Source organism: Labrys sp. E2SS-1L (assembly GCF_057073705.1).
Map to the genome: position 1 here is coordinate 1,095,458 of NZ_CP172712.1, position 22,109 is coordinate 1,117,566.

Here is a 22,109-nt window from a genome sequence, read left to right on the forward strand (position 1 = left end):
ATGATGCGACCCAGCCCGACGTCTCGCCGCCTCGCTCCGGCGCTGTTGCTGCCTCTGGCGCTGCTCGTTTCATCACTGGCCTTGCCGGCCGGTGCGCAGGAGAAGAAGCCCTCCACGCCTTTCCAGGGCTTCTCCTCCGACAATGACAAGCCGGTGAACATCAAGGCCGATCAGCTCGAAACCCATCAGGACGAGCAGAAGGCGATCTTCACCGGCAATGTGGTGGCGACCCAGGGCGAGTCGACGCTGACCTCGGAGGAACTGACGGTCTTCTACGAGGCCGCGTCCCTGCCGGGCAAGCAGCCGGCCGATGCTGCCGGTGCCAGCCCGGCCAAGCCGCCGGCCCCCTCGGCTGCCCTGCCGGCCGACGCATCCTCGACTGCAGAAGCCGCCGATGCCGATGCGGCGCCTGCGCCTGACAACAAGGTCAAGAAGCTGGTAGCCAAGGGCAATGTCGTCGTCACCGCCCCGGACCAGAAGGCGACCGGCGACGACGGCATCCTCGACATGGAGACCAACATCGCCACGCTGACGGGCCAGGAAGTGGTGATGACCCAGGGCTGCAACGTGCTGCGCGGCAAGAAGCTGGTGGTCAACACCCAGACCGGCCGAGCCACCGTCACCGGCGGCACCACCGGCCATTTCGTCTCGGGCGACCAGAAGTGTTGATCCAGGCACGTACCGTCCCCAGAGAAAAACGCTATAGGCGGCATGTTTTTGCCCGATGAACGAGATATTCACCGGCGTGCGGCAAAGCTGTCATTGGACACCGGAATGCGCAATGCAGGCCGGTTTTCGGTATGGGCAGCTTAATGGAACCAAGCCTCGAAAATGCTAAAGCATTCCCGGCTTGGACATCCGACGATTTTCGATGCCAAATCAAAGATTTGGCGAAAGTCGTCGGATAGAATCCAGGGGCATTGAAAATGCCTCTTGATATAACAGGATAACGCGGCATCGGGCCCGATGCCGCAGGAAGAGTGCGGGCCAGGCATGAACGAGATGGTGCAATATGCGGCTGATGGCGATGAAGCAGGGCCGGCCGTCAGTGTCGAGGGCACGCTCTCGGTGGTGTCGATTGCCAAGACCTATGGCAAGCGCACGGTCGTGAGCGACGTCAGCCTGGAGGTTCGGCGCGGCGAGGCCGTCGGCCTGCTCGGTCCGAACGGCGCCGGCAAGACCACGGTCTTCTACATGATCACCGGCCTGGTGCCGCCGGACCACGGCCGCATCGAGCTCGACGGCCATGACGTGACGGCGCTGCCGATGTATCGGCGCGCCCGGCTCGGCATCGGCTATCTGCCGCAGGAAGCCTCGATCTTCCGCGGCCTGAATGTCGAGGAGAATATCCGCGCCGTGCTCGAGATCGTCGAGCCCAACAAGGCCGAGCGGGAGCGCCAGCTCGACGAACTGCTCGACGAGTTCAAGATCGGCCGCCTGCGCAAGACCGCCTCGATCGCGCTCTCGGGCGGCGAACGCCGGCGCGTCGAAATCGCGCGCGCTTTGGCTGGCCGGCCGTCCTTCATGCTGCTCGACGAGCCTTTCGCCGGCATCGATCCGATCGCAGTCGGCGACATCCAGACCCTGGTGCGCCATCTGACCAATCGCGGCATCGGCGTGCTGATCACCGATCACAATGTGCGCGAGACGCTGGCCCTGATCGACCGGGCCTACATCATCCATTCCGGCCATGTGCTGACCCAGGGCACGCCCCAGGAGATCATCGACAATCCCGAAGCTCGCCGGCTCTATCTCGGCAGCGAATTCAGGATGTGAGGAGGCTGCGGATCACCCCTCATCCCCCTGCCGCCACCTTCTCCCGCAAGGGGAGAAGGGGAGCAATGGTTTAAGGCCGTTCGACGTTGGGCAGCGCGAAGGCGATACGCAATCCGAACAAGGTGCCTTCTCCCCTTGCGGGAGAAGGTGGCGGCAGCCGGATGAGGGGGGTTCCGCGTCCCGCCAGGATTCCCATCGCCCTGATTCTCCTCTAGGTTCGACAGGCCAACCCGGAACGTCGATTTGCTCGCCTATGTCCTGCGCCGTCTCGCGCTGATCGTGCCGACCCTGTTCGGCATCATGCTGATCTCCTTTGCCATCATCCAGATCGTGCCCGGCGGTCCGGTGGAGCGCATGGTGTCGATGCTGTCGGGCAATGCCGGGGGCGGGGGCGATCTCGGCGGGCCGGCACCGAGCTTCAATGCCGGCGCCTCGCAATATCGAGGCTCCCAGGGCCTCGATCCGGCCTTCATCGCCAGCCTGCGCAAGCAATATGGCTTCGACAAGCCGGTCTATGAGCAATTCTGGCTGATGATCAAGAACTACGCCACCTTCAGCTTCGGCCAGAGCTATTTCCGCGATACGCCCGTCACCACGCTGATCGCCGAGAAACTGCCGGTGTCGATCTCCATCGGCCTGTGGGTGATGCTGCTCTCCTACGCGATTTCGATACCGCTGGGCATCCGCAAGGCGGTCAAGGACGGTTCCTTCTTCGACGGCTGGACCTCCGCGGTGATCGTCATCGGCTATGCCATTCCCGGCTTCACTCTCGGCATCCTGTTGATCACGCTGTTTGCCGGCAGCGCCTTCTGGCAGATCTTTCCCAATGGCCGGCTGGTTTCCGACAATTGGAACGAATTATCGCTGTGGGGCAAGATCGCCGACTATGCCTGGCACATGACGCTGCCGCTGATCGCCATGGGGGTCTCGGCCTTCGCCACGCTGACCATGATGACCAAGAACGCCTTCCTCGACGAGATCCGCAAGCAATATGTGCTGACGGCGCGCATGAAGGGATTGTCGCCGCGCCGGGTGCTCTATGGTCATGTTTTTCGCAACGCCATGCTGATCGTGATCGCGAGCTTTCCCGCCGCCTTCATCGCGGCGCTGTTCACCGGATCGCTGCTGATCGAGCAGACCTTCGAGCTCAACGGTCTCGGCCGGCTCAACTATGAATCGGTCATCAACCGCGACTATCCCGTGGTGCTGGCTTCCATCTACATCCTGGCGCTGGTGGCCCTGGTCATCAATCTGGCCACCGACCTGATCTACATGTTCGTCGATCCGCGCATCGACTTCGAAGCGCGTGAGGTTTGAGATGGAGGCTGCCACCCAAACCCGGCGAGGCTGGCTTGCCCTGTCGCCTCTCAACCGGCGGCGCCTCAACAATTTCAAGGCCAATCGGCGCGGCTACTGGTCGTTCTGGCTCTTTCTCACCCTCTTCATCCTGTCGCTGTTCGCCGAGTTCATCGCCAATGAAAAGCCGCTGCTGATCGTCGACAAGGGCCAGGTCTTTGCGCCGGTCTTCGTCGATTACGACGAGACCGATCTTGGCGGAGACCTGCCGGGACCGGCGAATTTCCGCGATCCCTACCTCGTCAAGCTGCTGGCCGATCGCGGAGCCTTCGTGCTCTGGGCACCGATTCGCTATGGCCCGCAGACCATCAACAAGAACCCGCCGGCCGGCGGCGTGCCCTCGCCGCCCACCTGGGCCCTGCGCGACGAGCAGTGCCGCGACGCCGCCCAGACCGTGGGCGGGACGGGGTGCCGCGACATCGAATGGAACTGGCTCGGTACCGACGATACCGGCCGCGATGTGCTGGCCCGCATCATCTACGGCACCCGGATCTCCCTGCTCTTCGGCTTGATCCTCACCTTCTTTTCCTCGCTCATCGGCGTGACGGCCGGCGCGGTGCAGGGCTATTTCGGCGGCTGGGTCGACCTGATCTTCCAGCGCGCCATCGAGATCTGGACCAGCATTCCCTCGCTCTATCTGCTCATCATCATCTCGGCGGTGCTGGCGCCGGGCTTCTGGGTGCTGCTCGGCATCCTCCTGCTGTTTTCCTGGATGGCGCTGGTGGCGGTGGTCCGTGCCGAGTTCCTGCGCGCCCGCAATCTCGAATATGTCCGGGCGGCCAAGGCGCTCGGCCTGTCCGACACCACCATCATGATCAAGCACCTCCTGCCGAACGCGACGGTGGCGACGCTGACCATGCTGCCCTTCATTCTCTCCGGCGCCATCTCGACGCTGACGGCGCTGGATTATCTCGGCCTCGGCCTGCCGCCCGGCACGGCCTCGCTCGGCGAATTGCTCAAGCAGGCCCAGGCGCGGCCCAATGCCTATTGGCTCACCATCTCCGGCTTCACCGTGACGGCGCTGCTGCTCTCGCTGCTGATTCTGGTGGGCGAAGCGGTGCGCGATGCGCTCGATCCGCGCAAGACATTCGGCTGAGCTTAAAATCGCATCGGGCGATTGCAGGACGCGAAACGATCGTTTAGAAGGACGAACGACGCACCCATAGCTCAGCTGGATAGAGCGTTGCCCTCCGAAGGCAAAGGTCGCACGTTCGAATCGTGCTGGGTGCGCCATTTTCCCCTTTGAAATGATTTGAAGCCGCTCGAGATGTGCCCGGGCGGCGAGGCTTGTCGGTCGCAGGAGATGCGGCGAACCGGCGGTTCAGTCTGGATTCATGGCGGCGAAGACGGCCTCGTAGCGGCCGTCCCGCTCGGCCCAGCGGCGAGCGCGGTCACGTTCGAGCAGTACCTCGCCTTGCGGATGGTCGCCTTGGTCGAGCAACTGCATCACCTCGGCGACATAGGCGTCGACGGGCATCGCGCGCGGATCGGAGGCCTGCTGGCTGCCGGTGAGCTCGGTCTGCACATAAGGGGGTGCCAGCTCGAGCACCTCGACGGGCACCTTGCGAAGCTGGTGGCGCAGGGACTGGAGCCAGGAATGCAGGAACGCCTTGCTGGCGCAATAGGTCGGGAAGTCGGCACGGGGCACGAAGGCGAGGTTGGAGCTCGTGGCGATGATCGTCGCATCCGCTTGAGCCTTCAGAATCGGGAGGAGTGCTGCGGTCACGCGCAATACGCCCAGGATGTTGGTCTCCACGATCGCCTCGGCATCGCCGACATCCCAGCCGTCCGCCGTCAGGTCCTCGGCGCGCGAGATGCCGGCATTGGCGATGAGCATGTTGAGGTCGGGAAAATGCCTGCGTATCTCGTTGGCGAGGCGCGACAGGGAGCCGGGATCGGCGAGGTCGAGCGGCAGCCCGACCAGGCCGGGCCGGTTTGCCGTGATCCGATCAAGCAGGCCTTGCCGTCGTCCCGTCACGATGACGCGGTTGCCGTGCTGGTGGAAGGCTTCGGCGAGCACGCGGCCGATGCCGCTGGTGCCGCCGGTGACGAGGATGGTGTTGCCGGTCATCTTCATGGGTATTGCGTCTCCGTTGAGCTGGGGGCACGGAAACGCCGCCGCTGCGCGTGAGGCAGCGGGCCGCCTGCAATCCCAGGTGAGCATCGACCATCATGGCAGCGGCAAGCCGCACCGGAATGGAAGCCCCAGGGGATGACGGGAAGGCTGAGCAGAAGTGGGATGGCATGACCGTAGCGCCCTGTTGAATCGAGATCTCCCTGCTGGGAACCCCTCGACAAAGGACGCGTTGGATGACGGTAACGCCTACGGCAGCAGCATGGATGGCCGCTGCAAGCATTTTCGTAATAGGGCGCGTCACCACGGTCAAGTCGCTTCAGCCCGAGAGCGAGGCTGACCGCCCTCGGCTCACCAGGCGTCCGGCTCGCGCAGCATGTGGACGATATTGGCGGGATTGGTGACCCAGCCGCCCTTGAATCCGTCCGGCAGCGGCTCGATTGCGTCGCAACGGACCACGCCGGCACCCGACAGATGGCCGGATGCCTTGTTGAAATCGTCGGTGAACAGCTCCAGCCAGACTTCGGCCTGGCTCAGCATCGGCGCCTCGTCGAGCCACAATTTGTTGGGGCCGAGCTCGAAGCCGATGGCAGGCGCCTTGTCGGTGATCGGCATCAGGCCGACCACATCGCGATAGAACGCTACCGTGGCCTGATATTGATGCGGAGGGATCTTCATGGCGATATCGATGCCGCCATAGATGGTCGCAGCCATGGTTGGTTTCCCTTGTCCCGTCATGGGGTGTCACTGGAGGGTTCGCTTGCCGGCACGCCAGCCAGTTCGCTTCGATAATAGCCCTCGCGCAGATTGATGCCGTATTCGAGATAGGCCTTGAGGCAGCAGAGCATCTGCGACCAGCCCTCGCAATTGAGGTAGGAGGCGTGCTGCCCCTGCGCGTCCTCGCTCCAGCCGGTCTCGGCGATGGTAACCAGCGTCGCGTCGTCTCCCAGCGCCTCGAAATTCATCTCGATGCGGGTTTTGTAGCGCGCGGCGCCATCGGCGGGTTTCGGCCCATCCCAGCGCAGCACGATGTGGCTGTCGGCCGTCACCTCGTCCACTTCGACGGGGACCTTGCCCCACCACACCACGGTCGCTCCGGCCGCCAATGGGGCGCTGGCACCGCCGACCGTGGTGAAATAGGCGCTGAGCTTGCCGGGGTTGACCACGGCCTCGAACACCTCGCGAACCGGCTTTGCGATCCGTGCGGAAACCCTGAATTTCGGCTTCATCGGGCTTCTCCCTGTTGCAGGAGGCAACAATATGTTATAAATTTATAACATGTCAAGCGAGCACGAAGAAGATCTGGTTTTCAAGGCATTGGCCCATCCGCGCCGACGGGCCATGCTCGACCACCTCAAGGAGGAGGCGCGCACCACCGGCATGCTCTGCGAAGCCTTCGCGGACATGGATCGCTGCACGGTGATGCAGCATCTCAAGGTGCTGGAGGAGGCCGATCTCGTCATCGTCAGGCGGGAAGGGCGTGAGCGCTGGAACCATCTCAACGCCCTGCCGATCAAGCGCATCCACGACCGCTGGATCAGCGGCTACGCCGCCCACGCCCTCACCCTTCTCGACAAGCTCAAGGCCGATCTGGAAGGATGACCGTAAAAGTGCCTGTCCTGTCCTGAAATACCGTCCTCAAGACGAGTACAGCCCGATGAACGGGCCATTGCTCAAGACAGCATCTTTCCTTCAGCCTGTCGCGCCGCCAAAGGCAGGTCGATTTCCAGGCAGGCGCCGCCCTTGGGGCCGTTGGATGCGGCGATATGGCCGCCATGCAGGCGCACGATCTCGCGCACGAGGTTGAGACCGAGTCCGGCGCCGCGGCCGTCCTGGCGCAGGCGGTGGAATGGCTCGAAGATCCGCTCGGTCTCGCTTTCGGGAATGCCGTCGCCCTCGTCGCAGATCTCGATGCGGCCGCTGCGGTCGACGCGTATGCCGATGGTGCCGCGGCGCCCGCCATGATCGATGGCGTTCTGGATGAGATTGGTCAGCGCCCGCTCGAGCGAGGTCTGGTCGCCTGTCACCAGGATCGGCCCGTCATCGGCCTTGAAGTCGATCTCGTAGCCGGCGGCGAAGGCCAGTGGTGCGAGATCGACGATCACCCTTTGGGCGAGCGCGGCGAGATCGACCGTCGCCGTCGGCCTCTCCTGCTGGTCCAGGCGCTGGAAATCGAGCAATTGCCCGGTCAACACCGCCAGGCGCGAAGCGTCCTCCAGCAGTCGCGTCTTCTCCGGCCCTGGCGGCAGCGAGGCGATGCGGGTGGTGAGGATGGCGATCGGCGTGCGCAATTCATGCGCGGCGTCGGCCAGGAAGCGCTGATGCCGCTCATAGCCCTTGTCGAGACGGGCCAGCGCGTCGTTGACGGCCTTCACCAGCGGCATGATCTCTGCCGGCACACCGGCCTGGGGCAGGCGAACGCCGCGCTGGCCGATGTCGATGCGCCCGGCCTGCGTCGCGGCGGCACCGAGCCCGGAAAGGGCTCGGCGCACCACGATCGGCGTGACCATAAGGGTGACCAGCGCCATCAGGACGAAGAGTGGACCGATCACGGTGGCCGAACTCAGGGAGACACCCCAGAACAAATGCTGCCAGGACATATGGCCCTGGGTGCCGGTGAGGATCTGTACGCGCCCGGCGGCGCTGTCCACCCATTTGAGCACGGCAGCGGGCTTGTCGATGCCGGCCCGGTCTTCTCCGAGCCGGATCAGCTGGATGTGATTCATGCCCGCTGCGAACGGGGCATAGTCGGCGGGAACGCGGCCTTCCCTCAGATCCCGGCCTTGCTTGTCGCGGATGATGAACCACAGATCGGGCGCTTCCTGGCGCAGCCGCCGGAGATCGCTGGTCTCCCCCAGGACGACGAGGCCGTCGGTGTTGCGCACCAGGGCGTCGCGGAGCACGTCGAGGGCGCTGTCTTCATAGGCATCGGCGAACCGCGCCGTGCCCCAGACGGCGACGACCACGATCACCACGATCAGCGCGAGCATGACAGTCTGGAAGGCGACCAGCCGCTTGACCAGGCGCCAGCGCAGAGAAGGCGACGAGGCGACCGTCATGACGTTTCGCGCAGGAGATAGCCCACCCCGCGAATGCCGTTGATGACAACCCCGGCATCGGCATCGGCAAGCTTGCGTCGCAGCCGCGAAATATGGGTGTCGAGCGCGTTGGACTGGATCTCGTCATCCAGGCCGAACACGGCTTCCATCAGGAAAGGGCGCAGCACCATGCGCCCCATGCGCCGCACCAAAGCGGCCAGTACCAGCAATTCCCGCCGCGGCATGTCCAGCGGGGTGCCCGCCACGCTGGCCTCCTGGTGGGTGAAGTCGAAGCAGAGCCGCCCGACCCGCACCATATGCGATTGCAGATTGGCGGGCCGGCGCAGCAAAGCGCGCAGCCGCGCCAGCAATTCCTCGAAGGCGAAGGGCTTGCCGAGATAATCGTCGGCGCCATGTTCCAGACCGCTGACACGATCGGTCAACTCGCCGCGGGCGGTCAGCACCAGCACGGGCACGGCATTACCGCTGGCACGCAGGGTCGGGATCAGCGACAGTCCGTCACCGTCGGGCAACTGCCTGTCGAGAAGCAGGGCGTCGTGCACCCGATCGCAGAGGACTTCCTCGGCGGCGGCGATGCTCGAGACATGGTCGACGATCATGTCGTGTCGGACCAGGGCGGAGCGCAAGGCCGAGACCATCTCAGGCTCGTCTTCCACCAGCAGGATCCGCATTGCCCGTCTCTCCCATGTCCCCTTGCCTCGCGCCTTGCCAACATAGCGTTACCCGTCCTGCATTGCGCGAACCTTGCGCACGCTCCTGCCGGGCAGCGGTTGAAAGGGGCGATCACCACCACGGCCGACGCATGTTGACGAATGCGCCCGAGCCGCAGGGGGCTGGCGATTTGTGTTGTCGCCTGCCTCGGTGGCGCGAGAAGGCGATCCGCGGCCTTCCCGTGCAATCGCGGGGCCGGTCCTTCCTCACGGGCCTGACGGGGAAGGTGCAGCCGGCCGGTCGATGCGGCCGAGGGCCAGCGCGAGGGCGATGGCAGCCGCGGCGGCGGCGGCGACGAGCAGGCTTGCCGATCCCCAGCCATAGGTGTCGATGAGCGCGCCCACCGCAACCGGCCCGGCGACCTGACCGAGGCTGCTGCCCTGCATGGTGAGGCCGACCACCATTGGAGCCAGCGCAGCGGCGGGCGCCAGGACGGGGGCGGAGGACAGGAGTGTCGCCGGGATGAGGCCGCCGACGGCCGAAAACATGATGCATAACAGCAGCAGCGGGCCATTCGGGAAGATCTGCAGGAACACGCAAGGCGCGGCGATTCCCATCACCAGGCTGGCGCTTGCGATCAGCACGGCGCGGCGGGCCCCGCGCGACAGCAGGAAGCCGGCCGCAAGATTGCCGATAATGTTCGAGGCACTGGCGAGGGCACTGACCATGCCGGCGGTGCCATAGCCCAAGCCCATGCGCTGCATCAGCAGCACCGGCAGGAAACTGAACAGGGCGAAGAACATCAGGCTGTAGAGAGCAAAGCATAGGGCGAGCAGCGAGGGGCCACCGGCCGTCAGCACGGCAAGGACATTTCGGGCAAGGCGCTGCGGCGGCGTCGGGCTCCGGCGGGGGCTGCCCGGCACCGTGACCAGCGCGGCCAGGATGGCAAGGCTTGTGATCATCGCGCCGGACCACCAGATGGCGCGCCAATTGCCGAAGAACGGGCCGGCGAGCATGGCCAGCGCTATTCCGGCCGGCATGAAGCAACTCCACAGGGCAAAGGCGAGATCGCGCTGCCCGGCGGGGCTGATCCGGTTCAGGATGGCGGGACCCGCCACCGTGACCAGCAGGAAGCCGAGGCCTTCGACGATGCGCGAGGTGACCAGCACGCCATAGTGGGAGGTAAGGGCACCAAGTCCGCTGCCGGCCGCGATGGCGCCCAGGCCCAGCACCAGCATGCGGCGATCGCCGAAGCCGGAGATGGCCGCTCCTGCCGGGATACCGCCGGCCAGGCCGAGCACGGCGAAGATGCCGGCCAGCCAGCCGATGGCGCCAAGGCCGAGGCCGAGATCGGCCTGCAGCATGGGAGCGGCGATCAGCGTCTTGCCGACCTGCAGCGAGGCTGCAATGCCGGAGGCGACCACCACGGCTACTGCCGGCCAGGCCGCGGTGCTGCGGGGCAGGAGGAGAGGGGGAGCCATCAGGCGGCATCCTGGAGCCGCGCGGCGGCGAGGGCCCGGGCGAGATGGGCGACGTGACGTCCCTGGAAGCGCGCACCGTCCAGTTCGTTGGTGCTGGGCTCGCGATTGCCGCCGCGGCCGTCATCGGCCAATGTCGAAGCGCCGTAGGGCGAACCGCCGGTGATCTCGTCCATGCGCGACTGGCCCCCGAAGGTATAGGGCAGGCCGGCGACGACCATGCCCAGATGCAGCAGCGCGATATGGGTGGACAGGATCGTGGCCTCCTGCCCGCCATGCTGGCTGCCGGTGGAAGTAAAGACGCTGCCGACGCGCCCGACCAGGGCATTGCGTGCCCACAGCCCGCCGGCCTGATCGAGAAAGTTCTTCATCTGCGCGGCCATCGTGCCGAAGCGTGTCGGCGTGCCGAAGATGATGGCATCATGGTCGGCCAGTTCGGCGACATCGGCAATCGCCGCCCGCTGATCCAGCTTGTAGCCGGCACGGATGGCGACGGCATCCGGCACGATTTCCGGTACCCGTTTCACCACGGCGCGTGCGCCGGTTTCACGCACGCCTTCGGCTACCGCACCCGCCATGATCTCGATATGGCCGTAGGAGGAATAGTACAGCACCAGCACGGATGTCATTGTCAGCTCCTCGTCATTCCTGGATGACGGGAGCATCGCATTTCGGGCTTATCGATCGGAGTGATATAATTGGCATCAAACCGATCGAAAGAATTGATCATGATCGATGCCCTTACCTTGGATCAACTGCGCACCTTCGTGACGGTGGTCGACAGCGGCAGCTTCCGGTCGGGGGCCGCCAGGCTCTCACGCGTGCAATCGGCGGTAAGCCATGCCATCGCCAATCTGGAGGCGGAACTCGGGCTGGCCTTGTTCGACCGCACCGGTCATCGCCCGGTGCTGACCGGTGAGGGCAAGGCCCTGCTCGCCAATGCCCGTGACATCCTCCTGCGCGTCGACGCCATGCGCGCCCGTGCCCGAGGATTGGGGGAGGGGGTGGAACTCGAACTTTCGCTGGTGGTGGACACGCTGTTTCCGGTCGCCTGGGTCGGCGAGGCGCTCAGGACGATGCGGCAGGACTATCCTTCTGTCGCGATCCGCCTGGCCTTCGAACCCCTGGGTGGCCCGCTCACGGCCCTGCTGGCAGGGCGCAGCACGCTGGCGGTGATCACCGGCGAGAATTTTCGTGATCCGCGCGTGGTGCTGCAGGGCCTCTCCTCGATCGAAATCGTGGCGGTTGCCGCGGCAGGCCACCCGCTGGCTACTCGGATCGACGACCAGGCGATCGAAGTCGCCGAACTTGCGGATCATCTGCAGATCGTCCAGGTGGATCCGACCACCTTGTCACAGGGGCGGGATTTCGGCGTGTTGTCGCCGCAGACCTGCCGCGTTGGCAGCCAGGATACCAAGCACGCCATGATCCTGGCGGGGTTGGGGTGGGGACGCCTCCCCGCCTGGCAGGTGGAACGGGATCTGCGGGAAGGCCGCCTTGTCCGGCTGCACACCAAGGATCTGGGTCGTCATGCCAGGGCCGGTACGCAGGCCTATCTCGCCCATCGTCTCGATGAACCGCTCGGGCCGGCCGCCCGCGCTTTCGGCCGTGCGATCGAGGACATTGCCGCAGCGTAGGGCATCATGCCGAAAAGTGGATGCCGGCTTTCGGCAAAAACGATGCAGCAGCAACGGCCCGCGGGGTTGGACCCGATTCCGAAACCGGATTCGATGCCGCAATGCCTGCCGAAACGGTAGCCTGTCAAATCAGCGGTATGTACATATTTGCGACAAGAACTATCAGTATGTGTAAGCTGTTTCAGTTTGAATCAATTGTCGGATTGCCTATGCCGCGTCCCAAGTTCATTGTGCTGCTCCAGGGACCGGTCGGCCCCTTTTTTTCCGAGCTTGCGCAATCGCTCCTGGCGCGTGGCGACAGAGTCCTCAAGATCAATTTCAATCTCGGCGACCGCATCTATTCGAGGCGGATTCCGTTTGTCATGTTTTCCGACAGCCTGTCGGCCTGGCGGGGCTGGTTCTCGCAGTTCCTGCTTGGTCAGAAGCCGGACAAGGTGATCCTGTTCGGCGATCAGCGTCCCTATCACCAGGTGGCGGTGGCGCTGTGCCGGGAGCTCGGCATCGATGTGTGGTGCCTGGAGGAAGGGTATCTACGACCCGATTACGTGACCGCCGAACGCGAGGGCAACAATGCGGCGTCCCTGCTGCCGCGGGTCCTGTCGGCCTATGATCGCAACAAGGCGACCCCTGTCGAGGCGCCGGTGACGATCCCCGCCGCCAGCTTCAAGCCCATGGCCTGGTGGGCTTTCAAATATTACCTGGCGATGTCGGCCGGCAGCGTGGTGTTTCGGCAATATTCCCATCATCGCGAGCGCTCCTTGTTGGGAGAGGCGATGCTCTGGAGCCGCAACGCCATGCGCAAATACACCGATCGCTGGACCAATGCGAAGAAGATCATCGACCTCGTCGACAATTTCGACCGCAAATATTTCGTCGCCGCCCTGCAGGTGCATGATGACCTGCAATTGAGGGTCCACGGCGCAGGCTGGACCATGGAGCGCATGATCGAGGCCACGATCCGCTCCTTTGCCAAGCACGCCCCGCCCGGCACCCGCCTTGCCTTCAAGGCCCATCCGCTCGACCGCGGGCATCGGCCCTATCACCGCTTCGTGGCGCAGCTCGCCAAGCTGGCGGGTGTGGCCGATCGAGTCTCCTTGATCGACGACGGGCCGACCGGGCTGTTGATCCGGCATGCCCGTGGCATGATCACGGTCAACAGCACCACGGGAATTCTGGCGTTGCAGCGCAATTGCCCGGTCTTCGTGCTGGGGAATGCACATTATGCCATTGACGGCCTTGTCGCCCATGGTGGCGAAGACAGGCTGAAACAGTTCTGGAGCGCGCCCTTCCTGCCCAACGCGGCCGCGAGGGACGCCTTCGTCAGTCACATGGTGGCGGAGACGCAGATCAACGGCTCCTATTATCTGAGCCGTTACTTTGACCTGACCATCCGCAACCTGATCGGCCGCATCGACGACAATGTGGTGGAATTGCCGAAGAAGGCGCCTGTGCGCGCACCGAAGTCGGCTTGAAATCCTTCTTTGGTCGTCTGAGAGACGACCAGCCCTGAGAGGCGTCCCGAAATCGGTGGTAAGGGGCCGCGGCCAGACAGGCGATCCCGTCGCGGCAACGCATGGCCGGCTGCGCTGAATTGAGCCGGCTTACAAGAGAGAGGGCTGGCGCTATCGGACGATGCGGGGCCGGACCCACCCGTCTGCATCATCGGCCGTTGCAGATCCGGCAAACAAAAACGGGGGCAAACCTGCCCCCGTTGATGCAATGAGATCTGATGCAGCAGCGTCGGATCAGAACTTGTAGTTCACACCCAGACGCACGGCATGGAAGTCCGGCGAGGCCTTGGAGTGAAGGGTGCCGCTGCCGCGCACCGTGTAGCTGCCGAAGTTCACATACTGATATTCGATGCGGCCCGAGAGATTGTCGGTAAAGGCATATTCGAGACCGGCACCGGCCGTCCAGCCCACCTTGGTGTTGCTGTCGCTGAACGAAGCGCCGTCATAGCTGAGCTTGTAGTCGATGTTGCCATAGGCCAGACCGCCGGTGGCGTAGATCAGGAAGCGGTCATAGGCATAGCCGATGCGCGGACGCAGCGTGCCGTACCACTTGATGTCCGAGCGGGCACGACCGGGAGCGCCGGCGACCACACCATGCACGGTGTCCTTGATCTGGGCACCCTGGAAGTCGGTTTCGATACCGACCACGATGTTGTCGAACTGGTAGTTATAGCCGGCCTGCAAGCCGCCAAGGAAACCCTTGCCCGTCAGCTTGCCGATGTCGCCGAGGAAATCCGGATCGTGGATGCCGACCGTGTCGCGGCCGCCAAAAGCATAGCCGACGTTCGCACCAGCATAGAAGCCCGTCCAGGAGAACGGCAGGACAACCGGTGCCACAGGCTCAACGGGTGCAGGCGCAAGGTCGGCGGAGAAAGCTGCCGTCGACGAGAGCAGGAGAGCAATTGCTGCTGCAGAGATTCTCATATGCGTTACTCCTAAAGGTGAAACCACCATGCCAGCTTTCGAAACGCGAGTCTGTAGCTTTGATGCAACAGGTAGCGGGGAAATAACGTCCTTACTTCGATGGGTGCCCTAAGGTGCAGGGCCGCTCTGATTTTTGCAAGGTAAGATGATTTGCCTATAATCACAAAGGAGTTTTATCGAAGGCCGGTTCTATATAGTAGAAAATTGTGTCTCGAATGGGAAAATGTCGTTAGGTCATGTGGTATCATGCGGTAGCTCGCCTCAGGCGGGACTCCTGCTGGCAAAGTTGTTTTTCGGAGCCGCATGCTCGAAGTGATCCCGCACGGCTTCGAGGGCTTGCTGCACGTGATCCCGCCAGGTGGGGAGGGCGGCACGGGTGCTGAGCTCGAAGCGGTCCGAGGCCAGCGCCGTCACCGCACCCATCCATTGCGGCAGGTCGATGGGATCGACCAGGCTGATGCCATGATGGCCGGCGAGTTCGGCCACCTCGCGATGCGCGGGAATGTCGGAAGCGATCACCGGCACGCCGAGGGCATTGGCTTCGAGGATCGGCAGTCCGAAACCCTCCACCAGTGATGGCTGAACCATGCCGTGTGCGCCGGCGATCAGGCAGGCGACGGCGGCGTCGCTGAGGTCGGCCACTTCCACGACATGGCGGGCCAGCGGGGCGGCGTGGGTCAACAGGTCCAGGACCTGGTCGACCTTCCAGCCGCGCCGTCCTACCAGCACCAGGCGCGGACAGGCCGCGCCGAGCTTCTCGGCAAGACGGCGCCAGAGCAGCAGCAGCAAGGCGTGATTCTTGCGCGCCTCGATGGTGCCGAGGCAGACGAAATAAGGAATCTGAGAAGAAGGCGGGCGCAGGGCGGTGCGCGTGAGGAATTCGTTTTCGACGGCCAACGGCACCACCACCACGCGCGGCGCGGCAGGCCGGCGCTCGCCGCGCGGAATGGCCGTCGCCAGCCAGGCCATGAAGCGGTCGCGCGAATAGGCCGAGTTGGCGATGATCAGGTCGGCATGCTGCAGCAGGGAGAGCATGCGGCGGTGATGTTTGGCCGCCTCGCCTTCGCGGCAGAATTCCGGAAAGTCGACCGGAATGAGGTCGTGCAGCATGGCGACGATGCGTGCCCCGCGCCGCTTCATCTCCTGAATCTTGAGGGTGTTCTCCAGGCCCGAATGAGAGGTATTGAGATACACCGATCCGCGCAGATTGAGAGGCAGGTCGCGGGTGCCGAAGACCTGCCGCATGCCGGTGAGCGCCACCCGGGCGGCGGAAGGTTCGGCCCGGTTGGTTTCGGCCAGGCGCCGGCAGCCGCGTTCGGAGGCCCACACCGGCGTGGCGAGATAATCGGTCAGATCGGTGTAGATGCGATCCTTTTCGACATCGGATCCCTGCCAGGCCGAAGATTCCGGGGAAGGGAGAAGCTTGTCGACGCGCCGCAAACCGTTGAAGCCCGGCATCTTGGCGACGAAGGAAACGTCCCCGGCCATGTCGGGCAGGAGCCGGATATAGGCGGCATCGACCCGATCGATGCCGGTGGGCGTGGTGCGGATGAGCCGGCGCAGATGCCGCGATACGTCAAAAAGAAACTGCATTGCGGGGCCACCAGCGTATGATTCGGCGCAAGGGGTTGGTTCTGCCGGCGGGAGCCTGGCGCGCCGCGCTCAGCCAGCTCACCGCATCTTCGGCCTCCATCGGCAGCCCTCGGACTGGGTGCAGATAGCTCGGATAAAGGATGAGGGCGGCAGCCACCAATTCATCGAGCGTGCGGCGGCGCGTGCGGCGGGAAATGGCGACGCGGTCGGTCGTCAGGCCCCAGCCGGCGAAGAAGGGGGCTCCGTGGCAGATGACGGGCTTGTTTCGCAGCAAGGCTTCGAACCCTGCCAGCGAGGTGCGTACATGCACTTCGTCGGCAAAGTCGATCCAGGCCGCGGCATCCCCCGACACCGCCAGATGATCGGCCAGGGCGCCGGCGGCAGTCGGGTCGCTCAGGCCGGGCCGTTTGCCGGCCACCAGATCGGGATGCTCCTTGAAAATGATGAAGGCGTCGGGGCATTCGCGGCGTACGGCCCGGAGAAATTCGAGATTGCTGGCATGGCTGGGCAGGCCGAGCCTGAGGGATTGGTCATCGGGCACCTGCCCGGCCACCAATACGCGCCGGCGCCCCCTTGCCTGCCGATGGGCCTCGTCGGGCACATCGCTGCGCAGATTATATTTGGTCAGGCCGGCCTGCAGGATCGCCTGCCGCAGCCGCGCGGCGCGCTCGGTGAGTTCGACGGGAAAAATGCCGGTCTCCAGAAGGGTCTCGAGATCGCTGGCGGTGGTGGCATCATAATAGATACCGCTCGCATCGAAGCACAGCGAGATCGGGACGGTGCCGGGAAAGCCGAGTCCGACCGATCTGAGGAAGCCGTCCTCGACCGCGATCGCCGCTGCCCCGTTAGCGGAAGACCGTGGCAGGCCCCAGCTGAGCTGACGTGCCTTTCCGGATGCCGTGGCGTTGAAGCGAAGGGTGGCGCCCGGAGCGGCGCAATAGCGCCGGAGTATCGGCCGCTTGTGCAGCTTGATGGCGACGGCCTCGGTTTCCCCGCGCCAGCGCCCGGCATGGGCACGCCAGCCCTGCAGCCTTGCGATCGCCTGTTCGGGGCCGGTGGCGCGGCCGGTGATCGGATCGGCGTAGAGCGGGTAGCGGATCAGGGCGGCGTCGACGAGGTCGACGATGTCGAGCGGGTTCCCGGCCCGCGCCTGGCGGCGCACCAGGGCTTCGCGTGCGCCGGGCAGCACCGGCCGGTCCTCGCTCAATCCCCACCCCGCATAGAAGGGCACGCCATAGCACCGCACCGGCAATCCACGCAGAAGGGCGTCGAAGCCGAGCTGGCTCGACACGGTCCAGACCTCATCCACTTCATCGAGCACGGCGTGGGGGGAAACGGCATCGTCGAGCCGGCGCAGATGGGAGGCGGCCGGGAGGCCGGCGAAGCTGCCCCGGGCTCGGCCCGCCATCACATCCGGATGCGAGCGGATGATGATCTGGGCGTCCTGCAAGGCGAGGGCATCGGCCAGCATGGCGGCAAAGCTCGTCCCGTCGGCGCAGGCGCCGGCGATCGACAGGTCGCCCGCGACCTGCTCCACCAGCAGGATGCGGCGGTTCCCGCGCGGCCCGAGCCCCAATGGCCTGTCGGGCAGATGGTTATATTTGGTCAGCCGATGATGCACGATCTCGTCGCGCAGGGCGGTGGCGCGTGGCCGGGTCTCGCGAAAATTCCCCAGTGCCAGTTCGTGCTCGAGCCGCGATTGCGTGCGGGCGTCGTAATAGACGCCGAGGTCGTCCATCACCACCGAAACGGCCGCCGCCCCGGTCTTGCCGAGGCCGACAGAGCGCAGGAAGCCGTCCTCCAGGGTGAAAAAGGGGCGAGCCAGCCGGGCAGCCGCATGCCTGGCCCAGCGGGCCGGCAGCTTGCGGCCCCAGCCGGCGACGGCATCCACCCTGCGTCCCGCCCGCTCCAAGGCCACCAGCCGATACTCCGGCAGCAACTCGCCGAGATCCGGGAAACGCAGCAGGGTGACCAGCGGCAGGCCGATAACGCTGCCAGGACGTGGCAACCAGGACCGGTCCATCAGCATGACCCTGGAAAGGCAGTGGCGGGCACGGCGTGCAGGGTGCCCAAGATGCCCATGACGGAAGGCGGCTTCGGGGATGGTTGCAGGGGCGCCTGCATCAGGTGGCGCATGGCCAGGATCGATGACCTGAATCTGAAAGACGTGACCGCTTGCCGTTCCCAGCGGAATGGAACTGCACGGGCCCGCGCAAACGCCGCCGGCAAAGAGGCGCGTCCTACTACTAAAGGAGTAATCTTTGTATCTTCAGCAGGCTTTGAGCCTTTACGGTTCTCAGTCGAGATGTCTCTCTGGGGAGTTCGAGCGAAAACCTCGCTGTCGATTGTCAGTATATTATAAGAATACCTTTTTTTGCTCTTGAAGAAAGTGGAAAAAATCAGGTGGCAAATTAAGGAAAGTTTCTCACAAGAGAATCTAATGTGTAGATTTCGTGACGGGACGGCTGCCAGGAGCGGCGCAATTTCTGTTGCATTATCACGGAAAGTTTGCAAATTGGCGCGGGCTGCCATGCAGCCTCCTTCGGTTGGCACTGCCAGAGCCCTCCGCCAATCCCTATGGCTCCTACTTACCTTTCGGGAGACCGAAACGGAAGCGAAAATATGGGAGCGACGGAAAGCGGGACTGCGAGGTCGCCCGAGCGAATGAGGTCTCCATGGTGGGTTGGATGGAAGTCGATTCGGGTTTGAAGTTGTGACGTTCATTTCATCGGCGCCGGCGAGAAAAGCTCGAAGGGGCCTGATGTTTGGGCAAATGTTACCTCCTTCTGAACAGAGATCTTTACCACAAAAAGCATCAAGGCTTGTTCCAGTCCGTCAGTGATGGGAAAAAAGATAGGGTGCCGTTGAAAAGCGAGTGATGTCGAAGTGTTGCGTATTCCAATCATTCTCCTGATCACCGCCAGCCTTGCGGCTTGTTCCAGCTTGCCGAATGCTGGCCCCACGGCCAAAACCATTCTGAGCCGTCAGCAGAATGGCGGTGCGCAGTCGCGCGGCGTCGCCAGTCCCTATTCCATCTTCGACGTCAATGCCGGGACGGTTGCCGTACTGTCGCGGCATCGCCCGACCGGTTTCCTCGGCAGTTTCGCGGCAGGCGGCCCGCCGTCGAGCGGGACGCTGGGCATCGGCGACATGGTGTCGGTCTCCATCTTCGAGGCGAGTTCGGGTGGCCTGTTCGGCACCTCCGACGCTACCGGCAGCGCCGGCAGCAAGAGCGTGCAGCTGCCGCCCCAGCAGATCGATCGCGGCGGGCGCATCAACGTGCCCTATGCCGGCAGCGTCGTCGCCGCCGGCCGTACGCCGGCCCAGGTCGGCCAGGCCATCGTCAGCGCCTTGTCGTCCAAGGCGATCGAGCCGCAGGTGCTGGTCACCCTCACCCAGAATGCCGCCAATCTCGTCACGGTCTCCGGCGAAGTCGGCCAGGGCGGCCGCTTCCCCCTCGCCGTCAAGGGCACGCGCGTGCTCGATGCGATCGCCCTGGCCGGTGGTCCGCAGGCAGCGGCCCACGACCTCTTCGTCCGCCTGACGCGGGGGTCGCGCACGGGCGTGGAAAGCCTGACCTCCCTGGTCTCCAATCCGCGCGAGAACATCTATCTGCGCGCGGACGATCAGCTCTTCATCTATCGCGAGCCGCGTACCTTCACGGTGCTCGGCGCCACCGGCAAGAACGACACCATCGATTTTACGAGCGACAGGGTCACCCTCGCCGAAGCCATCGGCAAGTCGGGCGGCTTGAACGATTCGCGTTCGGATGCGAGCGGCGTCTTCGTATTTCGCTACGAGGATGCAGCTGCCTTTCGCGAACTCAGGGGCGGCGCGACATCCGGTGGCTATCGTTCGGGCAGCGTGCCCGTCGTCTATCGCCTCGACATGAAGAATCCGGGTTCCTTCCTGTGGTCGCAACGCTTCTTGATGCGCAACAAGGACGTGCTCTACATCTCCAACGCACCGTCGACCGATCTCGCCAAGTTCCTGCAGATGATCGGCGGGGGCGTGGGCATCGTCAGTGCCGGTGCCAATCTCTCGACGATCGGGCGCTGAGCCCAAGCTCTCGAACGGCTTTTCTTCAACGCGCCTCGCCCGAAAGGGCGGGGCGCGTTTGTTTTGGCAACATGGCCTCGCTTGCCCGGATCGAGCTGGTGCCGGCAGCCGTGTTGTAAATTTGAAATTACCTTGAGTAACTATAGTAATATAATACTAGTCATCGTCGCGATGGAGTAGGAGAGCCCTGTGCTCTGATGGGCAGGGCTGATGCGCTGCTGCATAACTTGTTGGTAATAAAGATTTTATTTTTAGGCGGAGATTGCGCCCCTTGCTCAGAGCGGACGAGCGGACGACGCATACGAAGGTATTATTAGAGGTGGCGGCCTTATCTTTGCCTCGATGTTCTGGAATTTCGCTTGCTTGTCGTGGAGGAGTTGATGTTTGTGCGCACGAATCCTTGCTGAGATAACGTTACGTTATCTGGATTTGTTGCAAGGCTGGAACCTGTCTGGAGGTATTTGTGGCGTCCGAAATCATGGAATTCAAGCGCGAGCCGTCCAATCCGATTCGTCCCCTGATCATGTGCGGCGGCTCAGGAACCCGGCTCTGGCCGGCTTCCCGCTCCAACCGTCCCAAACAATTCCTGCCTCTCTTCGGGGCGCTGTCGACGTTTCAGGAAACCCTGCGTCGGGTTGCCGATGCGGGCCTGTTCGGACGCCCCGTCATCGTCACCAACAAGGACCATCGCTTTCTGGTCGCCGATCAGTTGGAGGCGCTCGGCATCGAGGCCGATGTTCTGCTGGAGCCGGAAGCGCGTGACTCCGGTCCGGCCATCCTCGCCGGTGCGCGCCATATCGCCGATCAGGACGGTGAAACGGCCCTGGTGCTTGCCCTGGCTGCCGATCACATGGTGCGGGATGCCGAGGGCTTCCAGCGGGCATGCAGGCAAGCCGGCAGTTCCGCTCGGGCTGGCCATATCGTCACCTTCGGCATCGAGCCGACAGGCCCTGCCACCGGCTATGGCTATATCGAGCCGGGCGAGGAGATCGTCGCGGGCGGACGGCACGTGGTCCGCTTTGTCGAGAAGCCGGATGCCGCGACGGCGGAACGCTATGTCGGCGAGGGCTTTTTGTGGAACTCGGGCAATTTCCTGTTCCAGGCGGGCGTGATGCTCGCTGACTATGCGATGCATGACCCTGAGACGGCTGACGCGGTGGGCGAGGCCGTCGCCACGGCACAGAGCGATCTCGGTTTCCTGCGCCTCGATGCAACTGCTTTCGCGCGTGCCGAGGCCCGCTCCATCGACTATGCGGTGATGGAGCGTACGGCGCGCGCGGCCGTGGTGGCCGCGACCTTCGACTGGTCGGATGTCGGCTCCTGGAGTGCCGTGCGCGATCTCTACGCCCTGGATGAGGCGGGCAATGCCGCCCGTGGCCAGGCGGCCTTCGTCGACGCCCGTGCCAATTTCGTCTCCACGGATGGCCCGCTGGTCGCCATTGCCGGTCTCGACGACGTCGCCGTCATCGTCACGCCCGATGCCGTCCTGGTCGCCCGCCGTGACGATGCCGCCGGCGTCAAGGCGCTGGTCGAACAGCTCAAGGCGAGCCACCGCCTCCTGACACAGGAGCACCGGCAATCCTTCCGCCCCTGGGGCAGCTATCGCTCGCTGGATTTGAGCGAACGGCACCAGGTCAAGTCCATCGTGGTCAAGCCGGGCGGGCGCCTGTCATTGCAGAAGCATCATCACCGTTCCGAGCACTGGATCGTGGTGCGTGGTACCGCTCTCGTCACCATCGGTAGTGAGGTCAAGTCGGTGCATGAGAATGAATCCGTCTATATCCCGATCGGTGCGGTGCATCGCATGGAGAACCCCGGCAAGATCGATTTGGAAATCATCGAAGTGCAGACCGGCGGCTATCTTGGCGAGGATGACATCATCCGCATCGAGGACATCTACAATCGCGAGGCGTCGTGACGGCGAGCCGTTAGGCCGGTGAAAAGCCTCTGCCGAAATTTGCAACGGCAGGGGGCGAAGGAGGATGGAAAAT

The 22,109-nt window shown here is 64.0% G+C and carries 20 protein-coding genes and 1 tRNA gene; 10 read left to right on the forward strand and 11 right to left on the reverse strand.

What is annotated here, in order from left to right:
• The 5 genes from ACIGJE_RS05020 to ACIGJE_RS05040 all read left to right on the forward strand — a co-directional run bounded on the left by ACIGJE_RS05020 (window position 1) and on the right by ACIGJE_RS05040 (window position 4,365).
• Complete coding sequence (locus tag ACIGJE_RS05020; protein ID WP_415083022.1) at window positions 1-669, forward strand: LptA/OstA family protein; 669 nt, start codon at window positions 1-3, stop codon at window positions 667-669.
• A gap of 297 nt (window positions 670-966) precedes the next feature.
• A complete protein-coding gene (gene lptB / locus ACIGJE_RS05025; protein WP_376717713.1) occupies window positions 967-1,776 on the forward strand; it encodes an LPS export ABC transporter ATP-binding protein in 810 nt (269 codons plus the stop codon).
• A 243-nt stretch (window positions 1,777-2,019) separates the two neighbouring features.
• A complete protein-coding gene (locus tag ACIGJE_RS05030) occupies window positions 2,020-3,093 on the forward strand; it encodes a microcin C ABC transporter permease YejB (RefSeq protein WP_367623708.1) in 1,074 nt (357 codons plus the stop codon).
• Window position 3,094: 1 nt separating this feature from the next.
• Window positions 3,095-4,228, forward strand: coding sequence for an ABC transporter permease (locus ACIGJE_RS05035; protein WP_367623709.1), 1,134 nt, complete (start codon window positions 3,095-3,097; stop codon window positions 4,226-4,228).
• 60 nt (window positions 4,229-4,288) lie between these two features.
• Window positions 4,289-4,365 (forward strand) — tRNA-Arg (locus ACIGJE_RS05040).
• Window positions 4,366-4,453: 88 nt separating this feature from the next.
• On the opposite strand, the gene ACIGJE_RS05045 is transcribed toward ACIGJE_RS05040, so the two are convergent.
• The 3 genes from ACIGJE_RS05045 to ACIGJE_RS05055 all read right to left on the reverse strand — a co-directional run bounded on the left by ACIGJE_RS05045 (window position 4,454) and on the right by ACIGJE_RS05055 (window position 6,435).
• Complete coding sequence (locus ACIGJE_RS05045) at window positions 4,454-5,209, reverse strand: SDR family oxidoreductase (RefSeq protein ID WP_483679433.1); 756 nt, start codon at window positions 5,207-5,209, stop codon at window positions 4,454-4,456.
• A gap of 348 nt (window positions 5,210-5,557) precedes the next feature.
• The gene (locus ACIGJE_RS05050) at window positions 5,558-5,920 is read right to left on the reverse strand and encodes a VOC family protein (protein ID WP_483679435.1); all 363 of its coding nucleotides are present in this window, start codon (window positions 5,918-5,920) and stop codon (window positions 5,558-5,560) included.
• Between the two features lie 20 nt (window positions 5,921-5,940).
• A complete protein-coding gene (locus tag ACIGJE_RS05055) occupies window positions 5,941-6,435 on the reverse strand; it encodes an SRPBCC domain-containing protein (protein ID WP_483679437.1) in 495 nt (164 codons plus the stop codon).
• A 49-nt stretch (window positions 6,436-6,484) separates the two neighbouring features.
• On the opposite strand from ACIGJE_RS05055, the gene ACIGJE_RS05060 reads away from it, so the two are divergent.
• Window positions 6,485-6,808 carry an ArsR/SmtB family transcription factor gene (locus tag ACIGJE_RS05060; RefSeq protein ID WP_311934772.1) on the forward strand — a complete coding sequence of 108 codons (324 nt, stop codon included), beginning with the start codon at window positions 6,485-6,487 and terminating at the stop codon, window positions 6,806-6,808.
• 71 nt (window positions 6,809-6,879) lie between these two features.
• Here the strand turns inward: ACIGJE_RS05060 and ACIGJE_RS05065 are convergent, their stop codons facing one another.
• From ACIGJE_RS05065 to wrbA, 4 genes are all read right to left on the reverse strand, one after another.
• Complete coding sequence (locus tag ACIGJE_RS05065; RefSeq protein WP_483679439.1) at window positions 6,880-8,265, reverse strand: sensor histidine kinase; 1,386 nt, start codon at window positions 8,263-8,265, stop codon at window positions 6,880-6,882.
• On the reverse strand, window positions 8,262-8,936 hold the full coding sequence (locus ACIGJE_RS05070; protein ID WP_483679441.1) for a response regulator transcription factor: 675 nt from the start codon (window positions 8,934-8,936) through the stop codon (window positions 8,262-8,264). Before ACIGJE_RS05070 ends, ACIGJE_RS05065 begins: the two co-directional genes overlap by 4 nt.
• Before the next feature lie 246 nt (window positions 8,937-9,182).
• Window positions 9,183-10,397 (reverse strand): MFS transporter, encoded by a 1,215-nt coding sequence (locus ACIGJE_RS05075; RefSeq protein ID WP_483679443.1) that lies wholly within the window; start codon window positions 10,395-10,397, stop codon window positions 9,183-9,185.
• Window positions 10,397-11,023, reverse strand: coding sequence for an NAD(P)H:quinone oxidoreductase (wrbA, locus tag ACIGJE_RS05080; RefSeq protein WP_311934765.1), 627 nt, complete (start codon window positions 11,021-11,023; stop codon window positions 10,397-10,399). Before wrbA ends, ACIGJE_RS05075 begins: the two co-directional genes overlap by 1 nt.
• Before the next feature lie 99 nt (window positions 11,024-11,122).
• Between wrbA and ACIGJE_RS05085 the strand changes: the two genes are divergently transcribed.
• Window positions 11,123-12,031, forward strand: a complete 909-nt coding sequence (locus tag ACIGJE_RS05085; protein ID WP_394313373.1) for a LysR family transcriptional regulator — start codon at window positions 11,123-11,125, stop codon at window positions 12,029-12,031.
• Window positions 12,032-12,240: 209 nt separating this feature from the next.
• Entirely contained in the window at window positions 12,241-13,503 is a 1,263-nt protein-coding gene (locus tag ACIGJE_RS05090) for a capsule biosynthesis protein (protein ID WP_483679445.1), read from the forward strand.
• A 273-nt stretch (window positions 13,504-13,776) separates the two neighbouring features.
• Here ACIGJE_RS05090 and ACIGJE_RS05095 read toward each other — a convergent pair whose 3' ends face one another.
• From ACIGJE_RS05095 to ACIGJE_RS05110, 4 genes are all read right to left on the reverse strand, one after another.
• Window positions 13,777-14,466: an outer membrane protein gene (locus ACIGJE_RS05095; protein WP_068292809.1), complete on the reverse strand. Its 690-nt coding sequence runs from the start codon at window positions 14,464-14,466 to the stop codon at window positions 13,777-13,779.
• Between the two features lie 261 nt (window positions 14,467-14,727).
• Complete coding sequence (locus ACIGJE_RS05100; RefSeq protein ID WP_415082896.1) at window positions 14,728-16,059, reverse strand: glycosyltransferase family 4 protein; 1,332 nt, start codon at window positions 16,057-16,059, stop codon at window positions 14,728-14,730.
• On the reverse strand, window positions 16,043-18,082 hold the full coding sequence (locus tag ACIGJE_RS05105; RefSeq protein ID WP_311934761.1) for a capsular polysaccharide biosynthesis protein: 2,040 nt from the start codon (window positions 18,080-18,082) through the stop codon (window positions 16,043-16,045). The genes ACIGJE_RS05100 and ACIGJE_RS05105 overlap by 17 nt, the downstream gene beginning before the upstream one ends.
• Complete coding sequence (locus ACIGJE_RS05110; protein ID WP_311934760.1) at window positions 18,082-18,591, reverse strand: hypothetical protein; 510 nt, start codon at window positions 18,589-18,591, stop codon at window positions 18,082-18,084. Before ACIGJE_RS05110 ends, ACIGJE_RS05105 begins: the two co-directional genes overlap by 1 nt.
• Window positions 18,592-18,945: 354 nt before the next feature.
• Here ACIGJE_RS05110 and ACIGJE_RS05115 point away from each other — a divergent pair, with 354 nt between their 5' ends.
• Window positions 18,946-20,118: a polysaccharide biosynthesis/export family protein gene (locus tag ACIGJE_RS05115; protein WP_367623722.1), complete on the forward strand. Its 1,173-nt coding sequence runs from the start codon at window positions 18,946-18,948 to the stop codon at window positions 20,116-20,118.
• Window positions 20,119-20,596: 478 nt separating this feature from the next.
• Complete coding sequence (locus ACIGJE_RS05120) at window positions 20,597-22,036, forward strand: mannose-1-phosphate guanylyltransferase/mannose-6-phosphate isomerase (RefSeq protein ID WP_415083024.1); 1,440 nt, start codon at window positions 20,597-20,599, stop codon at window positions 22,034-22,036.
• The last annotated feature ends 73 nt before the right edge of the window (window positions 22,037-22,109 follow it).

What these genes read in the sequence shown, in the direction of transcription:
- ACIGJE_RS05075 (WP_483679443.1), bottom strand. Translation starts at nt 10,397, where the DNA reads ATGGCTCCCCCTCTCCTCCTGCCCCGCAGCACCGCGGCCTGGCCGGCA.
- ACIGJE_RS05060 (WP_311934772.1), top strand. Translation starts at nt 6,485, where the DNA reads ATGTCAAGCGAGCACGAAGAAGATCTGGTTTTCAAGGCATTGGCCCAT.
- ACIGJE_RS05120 (WP_415083024.1), top strand. Translation starts at nt 20,597, where the DNA reads ATGGAATTCAAGCGCGAGCCGTCCAATCCGATTCGTCCCCTGATCATG.
- ACIGJE_RS05070 (WP_483679441.1), bottom strand. Translation starts at nt 8,936, where the DNA reads ATGCGGATCCTGCTGGTGGAAGACGAGCCTGAGATGGTCTCGGCCTTG.
- ACIGJE_RS05050 (WP_483679435.1), bottom strand. Translation starts at nt 5,920, where the DNA reads ATGGCTGCGACCATCTATGGCGGCATCGATATCGCCATGAAGATCCCT.
- ACIGJE_RS05055 (WP_483679437.1), bottom strand. Translation starts at nt 6,435, where the DNA reads ATGAAGCCGAAATTCAGGGTTTCCGCACGGATCGCAAAGCCGGTTCGC.
- ACIGJE_RS05035 (WP_367623709.1), top strand. Translation starts at nt 3,095, where the DNA reads ATGGAGGCTGCCACCCAAACCCGGCGAGGCTGGCTTGCCCTGTCGCCT.
- ACIGJE_RS05110 (WP_311934760.1), bottom strand. Translation starts at nt 18,591, where the DNA reads ATGGCAGCCCGCGCCAATTTGCAAACTTTCCGTGATAATGCAACAGAA.
- wrbA (WP_311934765.1), bottom strand. Translation starts at nt 11,023, where the DNA reads ATGACATCCGTGCTGGTGCTGTACTATTCCTCCTACGGCCATATCGAG.
- ACIGJE_RS05100 (WP_415082896.1), bottom strand. Translation starts at nt 16,059, where the DNA reads ATGCAGTTTCTTTTTGACGTATCGCGGCATCTGCGCCGGCTCATCCGC.
- ACIGJE_RS05085 (WP_394313373.1), top strand. Translation starts at nt 11,123, where the DNA reads ATGATCGATGCCCTTACCTTGGATCAACTGCGCACCTTCGTGACGGTG.
- ACIGJE_RS05095 (WP_068292809.1), bottom strand. Translation starts at nt 14,466, where the DNA reads ATGAGAATCTCTGCAGCAGCAATTGCTCTCCTGCTCTCGTCGACGGCA.
- ACIGJE_RS05090 (WP_483679445.1), top strand. Translation starts at nt 12,241, where the DNA reads ATGCCGCGTCCCAAGTTCATTGTGCTGCTCCAGGGACCGGTCGGCCCC.
- lptB (WP_376717713.1), top strand. Translation starts at nt 967, where the DNA reads ATGCCGCAGGAAGAGTGCGGGCCAGGCATGAACGAGATGGTGCAATAT.
- ACIGJE_RS05105 (WP_311934761.1), bottom strand. Translation starts at nt 18,082, where the DNA reads ATGGACCGGTCCTGGTTGCCACGTCCTGGCAGCGTTATCGGCCTGCCG.
- ACIGJE_RS05020 (WP_415083022.1), top strand. Translation starts at nt 1, where the DNA reads ATGATGCGACCCAGCCCGACGTCTCGCCGCCTCGCTCCGGCGCTGTTG.
- ACIGJE_RS05045 (WP_483679433.1), bottom strand. Translation starts at nt 5,209, where the DNA reads ATGAAGATGACCGGCAACACCATCCTCGTCACCGGCGGCACCAGCGGC.
- ACIGJE_RS05065 (WP_483679439.1), bottom strand. Translation starts at nt 8,265, where the DNA reads ATGACGGTCGCCTCGTCGCCTTCTCTGCGCTGGCGCCTGGTCAAGCGG.